Here is a 16637-nt window from a genome sequence, read left to right as displayed (position 1 = left end):
CATGTCGAAGCCGTGGCCGAAGCGGGCGCGGGTTCGTCGTGAGCGAGCCAGGAGGAGCGATGCCAGAACGCGCAGCACTGGTCACCGGAGGGTCCAGCGGGATCGGTTTCGATATCGCGCGCGCACTTGGGGAAGACGGCTACGCGCTGACGATCTCGGCGCGCAAGCCGGACAAGCTGGAAGAGGCGGCGCGCACGCTGCGTGACGCCGGGCTCGAGGTGCACGCGGTGGCCGCGAACATGGCGGAGGAAGAGGACATCAAGCGTGTGGCACGCGAGCACCGCGAGCGCTACGGACGTCTGGACGTGCTCGTAAACAACGCTGGCGTTGGGATCGCGGGCCCGATCGAGCAAACCGATACCAAGCGGCTCGACATTCAGCTCGACGTGAACCTGCGCGCGGTCTACTTGATGACGCGCGAGTGCATACCCCTGCTCAAGCAGGCGGGCGCCGAGCACCGGCGCGCGCACATCATCAACACGGCGTCGATCGCCGGCAAGATTCCGCAGCCGGGTCTCGCCGCCTACTCGGCTGCCAAGGCCGGCGTCGTCGCGCTGACTCAGGCGACGATTCGTGAGCTGTCCAACGAGGGTGTGCGCGCAACGGCGCTCTGTCCCGGCTTCGTCGCAACGCCGATGACGGAGTGGATCAAGGAGCATGTGCCGGAGTCGGAGATGATCCAAACGTCCGACATCGTCGCCGCGGTGCGGTTCCTGCTCTCCTGCTCGCCGAACTGCATCGTTCCGGAGATCCAATTTGTGCGACCGGGCGACATGCCGTGATCGGCGACCGAAAGGGGGCAGTGTGAAGCTCGGTATTCACATCGGCTATTGGGGGCTCGGCCTCAGCCGCGAGGACCAGTTGGCGCTGGTGCGCGAGGCCGAGCGGGTCGGTTTCGACTCGGTCTGGTCGGCCGAGGCTTACGGCTCGGACGCAGCGACTGTGCTCGCTTGGGTCGCGGCGCAGACCGAGCGAATTCGCATCGGGTCGGCGATCTTCCAGATTCCGGGGCGCTCGCCGGCAATGTGCGCGATGACCGCGGCGACGCTGGACCACCTGTCGGACGGCCGGATGATCCTCGGTATCGGCGCTTCAGGGCCACAGGTCGCCGAGGGGTGGCACGGGCAGCGCTTTGGGCGCCAGTTGCAGCGCACCCGCGAGTACATCGAGATCGTGCGCAAGGCGCTGGCGCGCGAGCGGTTGGTGTACGACGGCGAGATCTACAAGCTGCCACTGCCGGATGGCCCCGGCAAGCCGCTGAAGCTGATGATCGGGACCGTTCAGGAGCGCATCCCGATCTATCTGGCTGCGCTCGGTCCCAAGAACACCCAGCTGGCGGGAGAGATCGCCGACGGCTGGATCCCGACTCTGTTCTCGCCGGAGCACGTCGCGGAGTCACGGCGCCTGCTGGAGGAGGGCGCGCAACGCGCCGGGCGTTCGCTTGAGGGGTTCGACATCGCGCCGATGGTGAACGTTGCCATCGACGAAGACATCGACCGCGCGCGCGACGTGATGCGCCCCTATTTGGCGCTCTACATCGGCGGGATGGGTTCGCGCGAACGCAACTTCTACAACCAGTTAGTGCAGAGCTACGGCTTCGAGGAGGCAGCGCGCGAAGTTCAGGACCTGTACCTATCGGGCAAGAAGGAGGAGGCCGCCGCCGCTTTGCCGCGGGAGCTGATCGACACGGTCACGCTGTGCGGGCCCCGCGATCGGGTGCGCGAGCGGCTAGCGGTGTACAAGGAGGCGGGCGTCGGCACGCTGATGGTCACGCCGATGTCGTTCGATCCACAGGAGCGGCTGCGTATGGTGCGCGAGCTGGCTGAGCTCGCGGCGCAGATCTGAGCGTCCGGCAGACGCAGCGGTCGGGCCCTCAGAGCGACGGTCCCGTCAACCGGCCCCTGAGCGGACGTCAGCGGCTGCGGGTCCTGCTCGCCGCCTTCGGCGATCCCGGCCACGCTTTTCCGCAGATCGCTCTGGGGCGCGAGTTGGTGCGGCGCGGGCACCGTGTCTGCCTGCAGACGTGGCGCGCTTGGCGCAAACACGTCGAGCGGGAAGGCATGGTCTTCGCAGCGGCGCCCGAGTATCAGGTCTTCCCAACGCGGGAGCGGCCACTCTCCCCCTACCAGGCCGCGGTGCGCGCGGCGCGTGAGACGCGTCCGTTGGTGCGCGCGTTCGATCCGGACGTCGTTGTCGTCGACATCCTGACGATCGCCGCGGCCCTCGCCGCCGAGCTCGAACAACGACCCTGGGTGACGCTCGTGCCCCACCTACTGCCGACGCCCGACCCGGCACTCGCACCGTACGCGATCGGCGCGCTGCCGCCCCGGACGCCCGTCGGTCGACTGTTGTGGCGGAGTTTGCGGCCGCTTGTGCGGCGCGGCGAGGAGCGCGGTCGGCGCGAGCTCAACGAGGCGCGGCGGCGACTCGGTCTGCCACCGCTTCCCTACCCCCATGGCGGCATCTCGCGCCGGCTGGCGCTGGTCGCGACCTTCCCGCAATTGGAGGCGGTGCGCAGACGGATGCCGCCGTTCGCGGCCGTCTCCGGGCCGCTTCAGTGGGAGCAGCCGTACGGCGAGGTGCCGTTTCCGCCGGGCGACGACCCGCTGGTGCTGATCGCGCCGAGCACCTCGCAGGATCCTCAGCACGAACTTTTGCGCTCGGCACTGGCGGGGTTAGCCAACGCACCTGTGCGGGTTTTGGCGACAACCAACCGCAAACCCCTCAAGCGGCCGATCGCGGTGCCGCCAAACGCAGTGCTCGTCGATTGGTTGTCGTACGGGCGGACGATGCCGCGATCGAGCCTGGTGGTTTGTCACGGCGGGCACGGGACGGTAGTCCGCGCTCTCGCGCACGGTGTGCCGGTGTTGTGCGTCCCAGCGGCCGACGACATGGCGGAGAACGCGACGCGCGTCGCTCACTTCGGGGCCGGGCTGTTGCTGCCGCGACGCTTATTGACCCCCGTGAATCTGCGGAGAGCGGTGCTGCGCGCGCTCGCGAGCGATCTCCTCGCTCGCCGGGCAGCGGAACTTGCACGCTGGGCCGAACACAACGACGGCGCCCAGCGTGCCGCGGAACTGCTAGAGCTCCGGGGGTGGGACTCGAACCCACAACCTACTGGTTAACAGCCAGCCGCTCTGCCAATTGAGCTACCCCGGACCGCTTCGCCGCGAGAGTCGGTCGCTACGACCCGCGGCGGCGACTCGGCGAATGCTAGCCGCGATGCAAGCGGCTAACGCACCTCCTCGGTGGTTCCGACGAGTCGCCGAGCCTCCTCGAGGTTCTTGAGCAGGATCAATGTCTTCGCCTCGATCTGGCGGACCCGCTCACGCGTCACCCCCACGTGCTTGCCGATCTCCTCGAGTGTCATCGGACCCTCCGGCGCAAGTCCGTAGCGAAGCTCGACAACCCGTCGCTCGCGCCACGGTAGGAGCTTCAGAACCCGGCGGAGGTCTTCGTCGCGGATGCGGTTGGCCACGCGCTCAAGCGGCGGCTCGGAGTCGTCCTCGATGAAGTCGCCGAGCTCGGCGGCATCACCCTCGTCCGATCCGACAGGCGTCTCGAGCGAGACCGGCTCCTGCCCAAGCTTGATGATCTCCTCGACCTTTTCGGGTGGCATCCCGACGGCCTGGGCCAACTCCTCGGTGGTCGGGTCGCGGTTGAGCTTCTGGGCGAGATCGCGACGCGCGCGCATCACCTTGTTCATGCGCTCGACCACGTGCACGGGTATGCGGATGGTCCGCGATTGATCGGCGAGCGCACGTGTGATCGCCTGGCGGATCCACCAGGTTGCGTAGGTCGAGAACTTGTAGCCGCGCCGCCAATCGAACTTCTCGACCGCGCGGATCAAGCCGACGTTGCCCTCTTGGATCAGGTCGAGCAGCGTCAACCCGCGACCTGTGTAGCGCTTCGCGATCGAGACCACGAGCCGCAGGTTGGCCTCGATCAGCGCGTTCTTGGCCGCCATGTCGTTGCGCTCGATGCGCTTGGCGAGCCGGATCTCGTCTTCCTTGGTCAGTAGCGGCACCCGGCCAATCGCGCGCAGGTACAGGCGCACTGCGTCTTCGGTGCCCTCCTCGGGAAGCGGCGGCTCGAGTCCCGAGCTGACGACCCCGCCTTCGTCGAACAGGTCGGGTATTTCACCGTGCCCCTCAGACGCCAACTCTTCGGGTTCTTCGTCCCACAGCGAGTCGATCGCCTCGCGCTCGAGGCTGTCGTCATCGAAGGGCGGATCGACGCCCGCCCGTCGCGCACCATGCGTGGTCTCGGCGGCCTCGTCGGAACTCCGTGACATCAGGTCACTGGCCGCTGCGCGCTTGCTTTTTGGGGCGACGGTCGGGCTGCCACCGCTGCGGCCGTTACGCCGCGAAGCACCGTTCTTGCCGTTGTTCGTTGCTTTCGCGTCGCTGTTCCGTTGCGTGCTCGGCGCGCTGACTCTCTTGCCGGCTTTCATGGCTCGCTGCTCCCGAGCGTCTGGTCGATCTGGCGCAGAAGCTCCTGACGGCGGCGCACCAGCTCGGCGTGCTCCTGGAGCCTGCGCTCGCGCAGCGCGCGCGGCAGTTGCCGCTCCACGTGGCGCAGCTCGAGCTGCATCAGTTGTGCCTCGAGCTCGCCACTGTCCGCACCACCGCGCTCGTGAGCTTTTGAGATCAGCTCGGAGACGGCACGCGCCGTCGCCTCGCCGTCACGCTCGGCTGCCGGTAGTGGATCTTGCGGATCGCTCGCCAGCACCCGTCGAACACGACGCCAGAGCGGTGATGCGAAGAGCTCCTCGCGCGCCCGCCGCAGCGCCGATACACCTGCCTCGCCGGCCGCGAGCGCAGCGACGAGGAACTCTCGTTCCGGCGCGTACGGGTCGCTGATAATGAGCGCCGGGTCCGGCGTTGCGTGGTCTCCCGCGCCGGCTCGACGACGCCTGCGATCCCCGCCGACGTGCTCCCGCAGGCGGGCCGAAAGCCACTCGACAGGAACGTCGAGTTCGTCGGCTACCCGGCGGACGAGCTGCTGCTGTCGATGGATACCTGCGTCCGTGCCTGCGATCAAGCGAAGCGTCTCCTCGAGCGCGGTGTCGCGCGCATGCGGGTCCTCCAAGTCCGCATCGGCAAGGACGCGCGACACTTGATACTCGAGCAGCGGTGTCGCCGACGAAATCGCCTGTTCGACGGCCTCCCCGCCGAGCTCCTGAACGACGTCGGCTGGGTCCTTGCCCGCAGGCAGTTGCGCGACGCGCAACTCCAACCCCAGCCGCTCCGCGAGCTCGCCGGCACGCTCCATCGCAGCCAAACCGGCACGGTCGGGGTCGAGCGCCAGAACGATCCGCGGGGCGAGACGCTCGAGCTCGCGGAACTGCTCTTCGCCGAGCGCGGTGCCCATCACCGCCACGGTCTCCTGTAGGCCGACCTGGTGCAGAGCAAGCACGTCGGTGTAGCCCTCCACCACGATCACGCGCCCGCGCTTGGCGGCGGCAGCCCGCGCGCGGTCGGCGCCGAACAGGACTCGGCCCTTTCGGAACAGCTCGCTTTCGGGGCTGTTCAGATACTTAGGTCCCTCGCCCGTCCCCATGCGCCGCGCGCCGAAGCCAAGAACTCGTCCCCGGCGATCGCAGATCGGGAAGGTGATACGGCCCCGGAAGCGGTCATAGAGGCCACGCTGCGAGCGCGTGCAAAGGCCGGCAGCGATCAGCTCGTCGGCGCTGAAGCCCTGGGCGGCCGCCGCGCGCGCCAACCGATCCCAGGCGGGCGGCGCGAAACCGACCCGGAAGGAACGTAGAACTTCTTCTCGGAGTCCTCGCGCAGCCAGGTAGCGACGCGCTTCCGTTGCGTCCTCGCTCTCCCAGAGGACGCGCGCGTAAAAGGCCGCTGCTCGTGCGAGCAGCTCGAACAGCCGCTGCCGGCGTCGAGTTTGCGCGTCCTCCCCCGCCCCGACCGCCTCGCGCTCAAGCTGGACGCCGAAGCGCTCCGCCAGTGCCTCCACCGCGGCGACGAAATCGAGCCCCTCGATCTCCTCGACGAACCGAATCGCATCGCCGCTCGCGCCACAACCAAAACAGTGGTAGAGCTTGTCCTCGGCGTTCACGGAAAAGGACGGAGTGCGCTCGTCGTGGAACGGGCACAGCCCCATCCAGCGGCTGCCGACGCGGCGCAGCTCGGTGCGCTCGCTTACCAGCGCGACCATGTCGATGGCCTCGCGCAGGCGCTCCAGCGAAGCTCTCGTGAACTGCGGCATCGCCGCCGGTGCCCCTAGAAGCCTTTGGGAACGGCGAGCTCTTGGAAGGCGCGGATGGCGAAGCGGTCGGTCATGCCCGCCAGCCAGTCGATCACGCGATCCGCCAGCGAAGCTTGGGCTGCGAGCGCCGGCGGCGGGTGCTCAACGTAGTGAGCGAACAGTGCTCGCAGCATGCGCTCGATGCGCGGCTGCTCGCGCTGCGCCTCGGGACCGAGGTAAACACGGTCGAACATGAACGAGCGCAGCCGCGCCATCGCCGCGCCAACCTCCTCTCCTTGCACGATGTCGCCGGCGGCCGCCGAGTGGTCGATTAGATCCCGAACGAGCGTCTCGATCCGCTCCGATCCAGTCTCGCCGAGCAGCTCGATCTCCGCCCGCGGCAACTCTGAGCGGTCGAGAACGCCGGCGCGCAGCGCGTCGTCGATGTCGTGGTTGATGTAGGCAATGCGATCGACCAGGCGCACGATCCGGCCCTCCAGCGTCGCCGGCTGCTCGGGACCGGTGTGACGCAGGATGCCGTCCCGCACCTGCTCGGTGAGATTGAGGCCCTGGCCGTCTCGCTCCAGGACGTCGACGACCCGCAGCGAGTGCTCGTTGTGACGAAAGCCGCGACCGAAATACTCCCGCGCGCACTCGTCGAGAACCTGCTCACCGATGTGACCAAAGGGCGCGTGCCCGAGATCGTGACCGAGGCAAATCGCCTCCGTCAGGTCCTCGTTGAGACCCAGCGCTCGTGCCACGTTGCGAGCGATGCCACAGGTCTCGAGCGTGTGCGTGAGACGCGTGCGGTAGTGGTCACCGCCGGGCGCGATGAAGACCTGGGTTTTGTGCTTCAGCCTGCGGAACGCCTTGGAGTGGACGATGCGGTCGCGATCGCGTTGGAAGGGGGTGCGATGGGTCGAGTCGGGCTCCGGTCGACGTCGGCGAGCCGGGTAGGAGCGCTGCGCCAACGGCGAGAGCATGATCTCCTCGAGGCGCTCGATGCGGGCCCTGAAAGCCTCGCCGCGCAACTGCTCCGGCTCCATCGCGACGCCGATCATGCCACCCGCCTGAGCTTGACGTGCGCGTGTCGCTCGAGCATCGCGGCCAGTGCTCGGTCGATGCGCGCGAGCGCCTGATCGCTGGCCGTTGGAGTCTCAGCGAGTCGGTGCGTCAGCGCCGCCACCGCGAACTCGTGCTCTTCCCGGCCGAACGGCAACGAGCCGCTCGCGCAGCGCTCGCAGACGATGCCGCCGGAAGCCGGCGAGAAGCCCGCGACAGCGGCCTCCTCACCGCACTCGGCGCAGCGCGCAAGCTCTGGACAGAAGCCGGCGGCGAGCATCAGTTTGAGGCGAAAAGCGAGCGAAAAAGCCTGCCCGGCGCGCTCGGGGGCGCGGTCGAGCAGGTCGAGCGCATTGCCCAGCAGGTTGTACGCAGCGACGTTCGGTTCGGCCGCGTCGAGCAGCCGCGCGACGGTCTCGCCAAGCTCGAGCCCACAAAGAAGCGCCGCCCGCGACTCGCGCAACCGTGCGTGCGCGCGAACGGTGTCGACCTGACCGACGGTGAAAAGCTCGCCGCTACCGCGCCGCAACGTCATGCGCGCGCGCACGAGCAACTCGAGGCGCCCGGCGCGCCGCGACCGGCCGCGCCTGACACCCTTCGCGATCGCAGCGACCCGGCCGAGCTCGCGCGCATAAAGGTGCAGCACGCGGTCCGCTTCGCCGTAACGGATCGACCTGACGACGATCGCCTCGCACTCGTAGGGACGTTTTTTCACCGTCTTACACTGTGGCTTCGATGACGGACGAAACGGTCACCGAGACCGCTCACGAGGGCGTCGCGCAGGTCGTCATCTACACGACCGAACCTTGTCCCTACTGCACCCACGCGAAGCGGCTGCTGGAGGCCCGTGGCATCCGCTACCGCGAGGTCAACCTCGCGCGCGACCCCGCCGGACGTGCCGAGCTGGTGGCGCTGACCGGCCGCTACACGTTCCCGCAGATCGTCGTCGGCGACCGCCCGATCGGCGGCTTCAGCGAGCTCTTGGCGGCCGACCGCGCGGGGCGTCTGCCGGAGCTGCTCGCCGCCTAGCGCGCGGCGGCGGCTGGCAGCGGCGGCAGTAGTAGGTGCCACGCCCGGCGATCCGTTCCTTGCGGATCTTTTCGCCGCAGCGTGGGCAGGGCTGACCGAGGCGGCGGTGTACGAGAAACTCGTCCTGGAAGCGTCCGCGCCGACCGTCGCTGTGGCGGAAGTCGTCGATCGACGCGCCCTGGTGTTCGATCCCGGCTTCCAGCGCAGCCTTGATCGCGGACACCAGTGCCTCGAGCTCCGCGCGCCGCAGTTTGCAAGCGGGGCGTGCGGGATGGATGCCCGCCCGAAAGAGCGCTTCGTCGGCATAGATGTTGCCGACACCGGCGAGCACCCGCTGATCCAACAGCAGCGCCTTTATAGGTGCTCTGCGGCCAGCGATCGCGGCGCCCAGGATGTCCGCGTCGAAGCGGTCCGACAAAGGCTCCGGACCGAGCCGCGCCTCCAGCCAGGCGAGCAGACGCGAGCGATCGGGGAAGACCTGCGCGGTCCCGAAACGCCGAGGATCACAGAAGGCGAGAGCACACTCGTCCCGCTCAGCGCGGCGCTCAAAGGTGAAGCGGGCGCGCTCGTAGCGAAGTCGCGGCGAGCGCTGCTCGACGACCAAGAGGTTGCCTGTCATTCGCAGATGCAGCACCAGCCAACTGCCGTCCCCGAGCTCGAACAACAGGTGCTTACCGCGCCGCGCGATTTGCAACACGACGCGACCGAGAAGCGCGGCTTCGAGCTCTCCAACGGGAAGCGGCTCACAGAGCCGTGCGTCGTGGACCACGACGTCTAGCACTCGCGTGCCCGTAAGCACAGGCGAGAGCTGCCGACGAAGCGTTTCGACCTCCGGAAGCTCAGGCATCAAACTTGCGGTCGGGGAGCTCCTGCACGGCTTTGTGCAGCGCGCGGGGATGAGCCCGGTAGTAATCGTCGCGCAGACGATCGGCCGCGAGTTGCGTGTAGATCTGCGTAGTCGTGACGTCGGCGTGGCCGAGCAGCTCCTGGACGGTGCGCAGGTCGCAGCCGCCGGCCAGCAGGTGAGTTGCGAAGGTGTGACGCAGCGTGTGCGGACTGAGCTTTCGCGCCAGACCGGCGGTGCGTGCGTGTCGGCGCACGATCGTGTAGACGCCCTGTCGAGTGAGGCGCCCACCTCGGGCGTTGACGAACAGCGCGCGCTCGTTTGTGGCGCCGACGAGCCGTGGACGTCCCCGCGAGAGCCACAGGTCGAGCGCCGACAGAGCAACCCTCCCGACTGGCACTAGGCGCTCCTTCTCCCCCTTGCCACGCACGCGCACAAGCGCCTCCTGGGGATCGATGTCACCAAGGTCGAGAGCGGCCGCCTCCGAGGCCCGCAAGCCGCAGGCGTAGAGCAGCTCAAGCAGCGCCCGGTCGCGCAGCGTGAGCGGGTCGCTGCCGCGCGGCGCAGCCAGAAGTCGCTCGACCTCGTCGCGGCGCAGCACGGCCGGTGCCCGGCGCGGCCGCCGCGGCGCGCGAAGAGCCGTGGTGGGATCGTCAGACCGCAGACCCTCGGAGCGCAGAAAGCGGTAAAAGGCCCTCAGCGCGGCCGCCTTGCGGCGGACGGTAGTGGGGCGCGCGCGCGGTTCGCCTGCAGCCCGTGGCTGTCGCTGCGGCGCTGGACGCCTCGACTCGCGTCCCGCTGCCAACGCGGCCAGGAAGTCCTGCACGTCGGACGGTCGCGCGGTGAGCGCGTGGCGTCGTCGCTCGCGCAGGAATTCCCCCCACTGCAGCAGGTCGCTGCGGTAGGCAGCGAGCGTGTTACGGGAGAGTCCCCGATCGAACTCCAGGTGCGCGAGGAAGTCGAGTACCAGGCGCTCGTGCCGCGGACGCTCCGCGGACTTCGTGGTGCTCACGGGAAGCGACCAGTGAGCTGCTCGCGCCGCAGCCAGAGGAGTCCTACGAGGCTCTTCGCATCGGCGCATTCGGCGATCGCATCGTCGAGGCGTTCGAGCGGCCAGCGCACCACCTCGATCCGCTCATCGTCCGCGCTCTCGGCGCTTTCGTCGTGTAGGTCAGTGGCAAGAAAAAGGTGAACCTGCTCATCGGCGAAGCCGGGCGAGGTGTAGAACTTCATCAGCCAGCGCCACCGCGCAGCTCCCTTGCCGACCTCTTCGGCGAGTTCACGACGCGCCGTAGCTAAGGGGTCGCGGTCCGCGCCGTCGAGCTTGCCTGCAGGCAACTCCAGCAGAGCCTCCTCCCCAACCGCCTCCCGCGGCTGGCGAACCATGTACAGGAACTCGTGATCGTGGGCGAGCACAGCGACCGCGCCCGGGTGCTCGACGATCTCGCGGGTCGCGATCTCCGGCGAGTCGTCGTGGCGAAAGCGATCGACACGCACCGTCGCGATCCGGCCCCGCCAGACGACCTCCGAGGAAACGCGCTCGAAGGCCAACGCCGCTCAGCTCCCGCGGGCCGTGACCGAACGTGCCTCGGAGCCTGCCGTTTCGCTCGCAGCACCGCGCCGGCGCGCCTGTTCCAGCGCAGCGCCGACGAACTCTCGGAACAGGGGGTGCGGGCGGGTCGGACGCGACTTGAACTCCGGGTGGAACTGGGATGCGACGAAGAACGGGTGGTCGCGCAGCTCGACGATCTCCACCAGCCGCTCGTCCGGGGACGTACCGGAGCACACCAGACCAGCTCGCTCGAGCCGCTTACGGAGGTGATTGTTGACTTCGTAGCGGTGGCGGTGCCGCTCGTAGACCACCGCTTCGCCGTAGATCTCCCGCGCCCGCGTGCCTGCGTGCAGCTTGACCGGATCGGCGCCTAGCCGCATCGTGCCCCCGAGATCGCGAACTTCCTTCTGCTCGGGCAAGAGATCGATCACCGGGTACGGCGTTTCGGGATCGAACTCGGTCGAGTTGGCGCCCTCCATGCCCGCCACGTGGCGTGCGAACTCGCAGACCGCGATCTGCATCCCCAGGCAGATCCCGAGGAACGGTACGCCGCGCTCGCGCGCAAAACGTGCGGCCTCGATCTTGCCCTCCACGCCGCGCTGCCCGAAGCCGCCCGGAATCAGTACGCCGTCGCATTCGCGCAACGACCGCTCGGTCTCCTCTTCACCGAGGCGCTCAGCGTCGACGAAACGCACCTCGACTCGCGCCAAGTGGTGGGCCCCGGCATGACCTAAGGCTTCGGTGACCGAGAGGTATGCATCGGCGAGCTTCGTGTACTTGCCGACAAGCCCGATGCGGACGGTCTCGACTGCCGAGTCATAGCGTGCGACGAGCTGCTCCCACTCGCGCAGATCGGGCTCAGGTGCGGAGATCCCGAAGTGCTCGAGAATTCGCTCGTCGACGCCTTCCCGTCGGAACTCGAGCGGAACCTTGTAGATCAAGTCGACATCGGGAGCCGACACCACGAAGCGCTCCGGCAGGTTCGCGAACAGCGCAATCTTGTCGCGAATTTCGCGCCCCAGGCGCTCCTCGCTGCGGCACATGACCATGTCCGGCTGAATGCCGATGCGCCGCAGCTCCTGAACGGAGTGCTGGGTGGGTTTCGTCTTGAGCTCACCGGCGTGCCCGAGGAACGGCACGAGCGTGACGTGCACGAACATGCAGCGCTCGCGACCGAGGTCGACTTGGAACTGCCGCAAGGCCTCAAGGAACGGCAGCGACTCGATGTCACCGACCGTGCCGCCGACCTCGCAGATCACGACGTCGGCGGCCTGCGCCTCGGCGACGAGACGAATGCGGCTTTTGATCTCGTCGGTGATGTGGGGAATTACCTGTACGGTGCCGCCGAGGTAGTCGCCGCGACGCTCGCGGCGGATCACGGCGTCGTAGATCGCGCCGGCGGTCGCGTTGGATGCGCGCGTCGTGTTGACGTCCGTGAAGCGCTCGTAGTGGCCGAGGTCGAGGTCGGTTTCGGCGCCGTCCTCCGTGACGAACACCTCACCGTGTTGGAACGGGCTCATCGTGCCCGGGTCAACGTTGATGTAGGGATCGAACTTGAGCAGGGCGACGCTCAGGCCGCGGGCGACCAACAGGCGACCGATCGAGGCGGCAGCGATGCCCTTTCCAAGCGCCGAGACGACACCGCCAGTCACGAACAGGAAACGCGTGCTCGGGGCGTCGGCGGTGTTCACGGAGATCGAGTCTAGACCCGGACTCGGCGGTCCCACGAGCCGGCGCTCTCCGCCCACGCCCTCAAGCGGCTCGCCGCAGCGTCTCGACATGGCGCCGCGCTCCGGCATCGCTTTCGTCGGCTCCCAGCATGCGGCAAAGCTCGGCCACGACGGCGTCGTTGGCGAGACGCTCGACCCTAGTCGTGGCGCTGCCCGCGGCGAGCTCTTTGACGACCCTGAAGTGGGCGTCGGCGCGGGCCGCGACCTGCGGGAGGTGGGTTACGCAGAGGACCTGCGTGCTTTCAGCGACCGACGCCAGGCGCTCGCCGACAACGTGTGCCGTTCGACCCCCGACGCCTGCGTCGATCTCGTCGAACACGATCGTCGGCAGCTCGCCGGCACCCGCCACCGCGGTCAGGGCCAACAGCACGCGTGAAAGCTCGCCGCCGGATGCGGCCTCGCGGATCGGCGCTGGGTCGACACCCGGGTTGGCGGCGAGCGCGAAGGCGACCGCGTCGCGCCCGAGCGGGCCGGCGACCGCCGCCTGCTCGACCCGCACCTCGAAGCGGGCGTGCGGGAAGGCGAGCGCCCGCAGCTCGCGCTCGACCGCGCGCGCCAGTCGCGGCGCCGCGCTGACGCGGCTCTCGTGAAGCGCCGTGGCGAGCTCGTCGTAGCCGTGGGCAAGCGCTTCGACGCGCTCGCGCGCTTCGGCGATCGCGTCCTCGACAGCCTCCAGCTGCGCCAAGCGCTCGCGGCAGGCAGCCGCGTGCTCGAGCACCGCGCCGACCGTGCCTCCGTGCTTGCGCAGCAGGCGGTCGTAACGCTCGAGCCGCTCCTCGACCGCCGCCAGGCGCTCCGGGTCGCTCTCACTGCGCTCGCCGTAGGAGCGCAGCTCCGCAGCTAGGTCCTGCGCTTCCAGGCGGAGCGATTCCAGCCGTGCGAGCAAGCGGTCGAAATCGGGATCGGCGCAGCGGACCGCCGCCGCCTCGCGCTCGGCGACCGCCAGCACGTCGCCAAACGCCGATACCTCGGTTCCCTCACCAGCTAGCGCTTCCGCACAGAGAAAGGCAGCGCGGGCAAGCTCCTCAGCGCGCCGCAGGCGTTCCCGTTCGCTGCGCAGCTCGAGTTCCTCGGCGACGCTCGGCGCCAGCGCATCGATCTCCGCGAGCTCAAAGCGCAGGAGATCGATTTCGCGCTCGCGCCCCGCGGCCGCTTGTTCGAGCTGGTCGAGGCGCCGGCGGGCCGCTACTAGCTCCTGGTGCGCGGCGGCCGCACAGTCCCTGAGCTCCTGCTGGCGATCGCCCGCGAAGCGATCCAGCAGATCGAGCTGGAAACCGGGGCTCAGCAGCCGGCGGTGCTCGTGCTGCCCGACGAACCCGAGCAGACGCTCGGTCACCGCGCGAAGATCGGCAAGCGAAACCGCTCGCCCCCCGACGTAGGCCCGTGAGCGTCCATCAGCGCCTACCCGGCGCGCGACGATCAGCTCCTCGTCGGCCGCTGCCAACGCCCGCGCCCGCTCGAGGCCGAGGCCCTCCCCGGCAAAGAGGTCCGGTGACGTCTCGAAGACCGCCTCCACCCAAGCCTCCTCGGACCCCGGTCGCACGCAGCCCTTGCGTGGACGCGCTCCGAGCAGTAGCTCGAGCGCGTGCACGAGCAGCGTCTTGCCAGCGCCGGTCTCACCGGTGATCACGTTCAGGCCGGGCGCCAGCCGGAGCTCGGCACGGTCGATCAAAAGCAGCTTGTCGATACGCAGTTCAGTAAGCACAGCGCTTGCTCTCTAGTAGCAGCGGCGCCCGACGGATCGCCCCCGTCAAGGCGCCGCGAAGCAGCGTCAACTCGCCAGCAAGCCGAACTTGCTGCGCAAACGCGCGTAGAAGGACGCGCCCGGCAGCTGGGCAAGCAGGGCACGCCTCGGCACGAACCTGAGGGGCAGCCGCTCGTGCGGTTCGAGCTCCGAAACCGTGCGGCCGTCGCAGACCACGTCGACCGCCTCTTCGGCCGAGCGGTTCATCAGCTCGAGGTCATCCGCCGGCGCCACCACCAGCGCCCGGGCGGTGAGGGTGTGCGGGGCGATGAAGGACACGACGTAGCCTTCCACCCCCCACGCCAACACCGGGCCTCCGTTGGCGAGGTTGTAGCCGGTAGAGCCGGCCGGCGTGGCAACCACCAGGCCGTCGCACCGCACCTCGCCGAGCTCTTCGCCGCTGACGAAGTAGGCGAGCTCCGCCACGCGCCCCCCGTGGCGACGGTGAACGGCGACGTCGTTGAACGCGATGTGGCGCTCGCCCTGCCGTTCGAGCTCTAGTGCGGGTAGTGCGAGGACCTCGAAGTTTCCGCTGAACAGTCGCGCCAAACCTTCTTCGAGGCGATCGCCCTCAATGGTCGCGAGAAAGCCGATCGCACCGAAGTTGATCGCGAACACCGGCGTGCCAGTTCCCGCGTAGGTGCGCAGCGCATGAAGGATCGTGCCGTCGCCGCCGAGCGCGACTGCGACATCGCAAGGGCTGCCGGCAGCCGTTTCGACGACGCCGTCCCGATCCGGCCGCAGACCGTGCTTGGCGACCTCTTCCTGTGGTACTTGCACCCGTACGCCACTCGCCCGCGCCAACTCGATGAGCCGCCGCAACGCCGCCGAAGTGCGGGCAGGGTTGCGGCGCGTGAAGACCGTCACCGTCGCCGGCGCGGACCGTCTGGATAGCCCGCCGCGATCGATCGTCTGTGGCGTAGCTGCCTCGCTCACGTATCAGCCTGCCCGCCGGGCGCCCTCGTCGCGCCGCGTCGCCACCGGCGGCGGCGCCGACCGGTCGCTGTCGCGAGCGCCTTCGCCGCGCAGCTCTTGCCACCGCTTTTCTGCACGCTCGGCTGCCGCCACCAGTTCCCCCTCGTTGGTCAAGCCCCCTCGGTCCCGCTCGGCCAGATGGACAAACGTCTCCAAGTTTCCCGCCGGTCCGGGGACCCCGCTGGGAGCGAAGCCGAGCACTGAAACGTCCAGCTGCGAAAGCGCGAAACGACCGACTTCGACCAGTGCCCGCGTACGCGCAGCACCGTCGGCGACGACGCCCCCCGGCGCCTCGCGCGGTCCGAGTTCGAACTGCGGTTTCACCAGCGCCAGGCAGTCAAAGCGAGCGGCCGCACAACGCAGGACCGGCGCCAGGACTTTGCGCAGCGAGATGAACGAGACGTCGATCACGATCAGCGACGGGGCGAACGGCAGCGCGCCGGGCTCCAGGTGTCGTGCGTTGAGACGCTCCAGCACTACGACCCGAGGGTCCTCGCGCAGGCGCGGTTCGAGCAGTCCGCGACCGACGTCGAGCGCTACCACCCGCCGCGCGCCGTGGGCGAGCAGACAATCCGTGAAGCCGCCGGTCGCAGCGCCGACGTCGAGACACAGGCGACCAGCCACTTCGACGCCGGTCTCGCGCAACGCCCACTCCAGCTTGTCACCGCCGCGCGAGGCGTACCGTGGGCGCTCGACCAGCGCCAGGGCTACATCGCGTGACACCTGTTGCCCCGGCTTGGACGCCCGCTCGCGCCGCTCGCCGACCAGCACCTCCCCCGCCATCACAGCAGCAGCCGCGCGCGAACGCGTGGCGAAAAAACCGCGCTCGCATAGCAACAGGTCGAGCCGAACCTTTCCCTTCGCACGAGCCACAGACGCAGCGTAACCGCGGACCGCTGGCTCGCTCCAAGCCCCCGCTCACGGAGTGTGAGCGACCTCACACAGTTCGATGACCGTCGACCATACCTTTCGGAGCCGATGGCAGGACGCTCCAACACGATGCTCGGGCTGCGTGCGGCGGCACTATTCGTCGCCGGCTCGGCGCTTGTCGTGCTGCCGGTGGCCCTCGGTCTGGGCGCGGCGGCTACCGTGACCGGCGCGCTCGCTGGCGGCCTTGCGATCGCACTCGCCGGTGCCGGCGCCGACGCTGGCAGGGGTGGCCTGCCTTTGCGCGCGCAGGCAGCGTACGACCGCGGGCTCGCAATCGGACTTTTGCTGGCATCGCTGGGGTTCGCGGTGGGCAACTCACCGCAGGCAGCGCTGCTTTTCGCCACCATCGGCGCGGCAGCTCTCGCGATCAACCTCGCCACCCGCTACACAGCTTCGCCGGGCGTCTAACGCGACCAGACGAAAAGACTTCCTCCAACCACACGAACAACCGCATCACTCCTCCCTCAGGCCACGGCCCCGCTAACGCGGGGTCGTCGCCGTTAGAGGGAGCGACGCGATCCCTCGGCGGGTCGCAAACGCGGCGAACAGACCGGGGCCCAGAAGCTC

The 16637-nt window shown here is 68.8% G+C and carries 16 protein-coding genes and 1 tRNA gene; 5 read left to right on the top strand and 12 right to left on the bottom strand.

Annotation, left to right across the window (positions count from 1 at the left end):
- Nucleotides 1-59: 59 nt before the first annotated feature.
- The 3 genes from BLW41_RS07685 (at nt 60) to BLW41_RS11460 (ending at nt 3125) form a co-directional block, all read left to right on the top strand.
- Entirely contained in the window at nt 60-782 is a 723-nt protein-coding gene (locus tag BLW41_RS07685) for an SDR family NAD(P)-dependent oxidoreductase (RefSeq protein ID WP_093117892.1), read from the top strand.
- A gap of 22 nt (nt 783-804) precedes the next feature.
- Nucleotides 805-1845, top strand: a complete 1041-nt coding sequence (locus BLW41_RS07680) for an LLM class F420-dependent oxidoreductase (RefSeq protein WP_093117890.1) — start codon at nt 805-807, stop codon at nt 1843-1845.
- 215 nt (nt 1846-2060) lie between these two features.
- Nucleotides 2061-3125, top strand: coding sequence for a nucleotide disphospho-sugar-binding domain-containing protein (locus BLW41_RS11460; protein WP_093118909.1), 1065 nt, complete (start codon nt 2061-2063; stop codon nt 3123-3125).
- Here BLW41_RS11460 and BLW41_RS07670 read toward each other — a convergent pair.
- From BLW41_RS07670 to recO, 5 genes are all read right to left on the bottom strand, one after another.
- Nucleotides 3087-3159 (bottom strand) — tRNA-Asn (locus tag BLW41_RS07670). The genes BLW41_RS11460 and BLW41_RS07670 overlap by 39 nt on opposite strands.
- 73 nt (nt 3160-3232) lie before the next feature.
- Nucleotides 3233-4294, bottom strand: coding sequence for a sigma-70 family RNA polymerase sigma factor (locus tag BLW41_RS07665; RefSeq protein ID WP_093118907.1), 1062 nt, complete (start codon nt 4292-4294; stop codon nt 3233-3235).
- Between the two features lie 155 nt (nt 4295-4449).
- The gene (gene dnaG / locus BLW41_RS07660; protein ID WP_093117888.1) at nt 4450-6225 is read right to left on the bottom strand and encodes a DNA primase; all 1776 of its coding nucleotides are present in this window, start codon (nt 6223-6225) and stop codon (nt 4450-4452) included.
- A gap of 14 nt (nt 6226-6239) precedes the next feature.
- On the bottom strand, nt 6240-7265 hold the full coding sequence (locus BLW41_RS07655) for a deoxyguanosinetriphosphate triphosphohydrolase (RefSeq protein WP_218138333.1): 1026 nt from the start codon (nt 7263-7265) through the stop codon (nt 6240-6242).
- Complete coding sequence (gene recO, locus BLW41_RS07650) at nt 7262-7981, bottom strand: DNA repair protein RecO (protein ID WP_093117886.1); 720 nt, start codon at nt 7979-7981, stop codon at nt 7262-7264. Before recO ends, BLW41_RS07655 begins: the two co-directional genes overlap by 4 nt.
- A gap of 20 nt (nt 7982-8001) precedes the next feature.
- Between recO and BLW41_RS07645 the strand changes: the two genes are divergently transcribed.
- Nucleotides 8002-8295 carry a glutaredoxin domain-containing protein gene (locus tag BLW41_RS07645; RefSeq protein ID WP_093118903.1) on the top strand — a complete coding sequence of 98 codons (294 nt, stop codon included), beginning with the start codon at nt 8002-8004 and terminating at the stop codon, nt 8293-8295.
- On the opposite strand, the gene mutM is transcribed toward BLW41_RS07645, so the two are convergent.
- The 7 genes from mutM to BLW41_RS07610 all read right to left on the bottom strand — a co-directional run bounded on the left by mutM (nt 8237) and on the right by BLW41_RS07610 (nt 16013).
- The gene (mutM, locus tag BLW41_RS07640; RefSeq protein WP_093117885.1) at nt 8237-9142 is read right to left on the bottom strand and encodes a bifunctional DNA-formamidopyrimidine glycosylase/DNA-(apurinic or apyrimidinic site) lyase; all 906 of its coding nucleotides are present in this window, start codon (nt 9140-9142) and stop codon (nt 8237-8239) included. The two genes, BLW41_RS07645 and mutM, sit on opposite strands and share 59 nt — an antisense overlap.
- On the bottom strand, nt 9135-10151 hold the full coding sequence (locus BLW41_RS07635; RefSeq protein ID WP_218138332.1) for a tyrosine recombinase: 1017 nt from the start codon (nt 10149-10151) through the stop codon (nt 9135-9137). Before BLW41_RS07635 ends, mutM begins: the two co-directional genes overlap by 8 nt.
- On the bottom strand, nt 10148-10690 hold the full coding sequence (locus BLW41_RS07630) for an NUDIX hydrolase (RefSeq protein ID WP_093118901.1): 543 nt from the start codon (nt 10688-10690) through the stop codon (nt 10148-10150). Before BLW41_RS07630 ends, BLW41_RS07635 begins: the two co-directional genes overlap by 4 nt.
- 6 nt (nt 10691-10696) lie before the next feature.
- Complete coding sequence (locus BLW41_RS07625; protein ID WP_281231527.1) at nt 10697-12382, bottom strand: CTP synthase; 1686 nt, start codon at nt 12380-12382, stop codon at nt 10697-10699.
- Nucleotides 12383-12443: 61 nt separating this feature from the next.
- Complete coding sequence (gene recN / locus BLW41_RS07620) at nt 12444-14126, bottom strand: DNA repair protein RecN (protein ID WP_093117881.1); 1683 nt, start codon at nt 14124-14126, stop codon at nt 12444-12446.
- A gap of 66 nt (nt 14127-14192) precedes the next feature.
- Nucleotides 14193-15101 carry an NAD(+)/NADH kinase gene (locus BLW41_RS07615; protein WP_218138331.1) on the bottom strand — a complete coding sequence of 303 codons (909 nt, stop codon included), beginning with the start codon at nt 15099-15101 and terminating at the stop codon, nt 14193-14195.
- A 3-nt stretch (nt 15102-15104) separates the two neighbouring features.
- Nucleotides 15105-16013 carry a TlyA family RNA methyltransferase gene (locus BLW41_RS07610; protein WP_093117879.1) on the bottom strand — a complete coding sequence of 303 codons (909 nt, stop codon included), beginning with the start codon at nt 16011-16013 and terminating at the stop codon, nt 15105-15107.
- Nucleotides 16014-16118: 105 nt separating this feature from the next.
- On the opposite strand from BLW41_RS07610, the gene BLW41_RS07605 reads away from it, so the two are divergent.
- Nucleotides 16119-16478 carry a hypothetical protein gene (locus BLW41_RS07605; RefSeq protein WP_143038655.1) on the top strand — a complete coding sequence of 120 codons (360 nt, stop codon included), beginning with the start codon at nt 16119-16121 and terminating at the stop codon, nt 16476-16478.
- Nucleotides 16479-16637 lie beyond the last annotated feature (159 nt).

This window comes from Thermoleophilum album, assembly GCF_900108055.1.
Taxonomy (GTDB): domain Bacteria; phylum Actinomycetota; class Thermoleophilia; order Solirubrobacterales; family Thermoleophilaceae; genus Thermoleophilum; species Thermoleophilum album.
This window is presented reverse-complemented; position numbering and strand designations above follow the sequence as displayed.

What these genes read in the sequence shown, in the direction of transcription:
- BLW41_RS07685 (WP_093117892.1), top strand. Translation starts at nt 60, where the DNA reads ATGCCAGAACGCGCAGCACTGGTCACCGGAGGGTCCAGCGGGATCGGT.
- BLW41_RS11460 (WP_093118909.1), top strand. Translation starts at nt 2,061, where the DNA reads ATGGTCTTCGCAGCGGCGCCCGAGTATCAGGTCTTCCCAACGCGGGAG.
- BLW41_RS07665 (WP_093118907.1), bottom strand. Translation starts at nt 4,294, where the DNA reads ATGTCACGGAGTTCCGACGAGGCCGCCGAGACCACGCATGGTGCGCGA.
- dnaG (WP_093117888.1), bottom strand. Translation starts at nt 6,225, where the DNA reads ATGCCGCAGTTCACGAGAGCTTCGCTGGAGCGCCTGCGCGAGGCCATC.
- BLW41_RS07655 (WP_218138333.1), bottom strand. Translation starts at nt 7,265, where the DNA reads ATGATCGGCGTCGCGATGGAGCCGGAGCAGTTGCGCGGCGAGGCTTTC.
- BLW41_RS07645 (WP_093118903.1), top strand. Translation starts at nt 8,002, where the DNA reads ATGACGGACGAAACGGTCACCGAGACCGCTCACGAGGGCGTCGCGCAG.
- mutM (WP_093117885.1), bottom strand. Translation starts at nt 9,142, where the DNA reads ATGCCTGAGCTTCCGGAGGTCGAAACGCTTCGTCGGCAGCTCTCGCCT.
- BLW41_RS07605 (WP_143038655.1), top strand. Translation starts at nt 16,119, where the DNA reads ATGGCAGGACGCTCCAACACGATGCTCGGGCTGCGTGCGGCGGCACTA.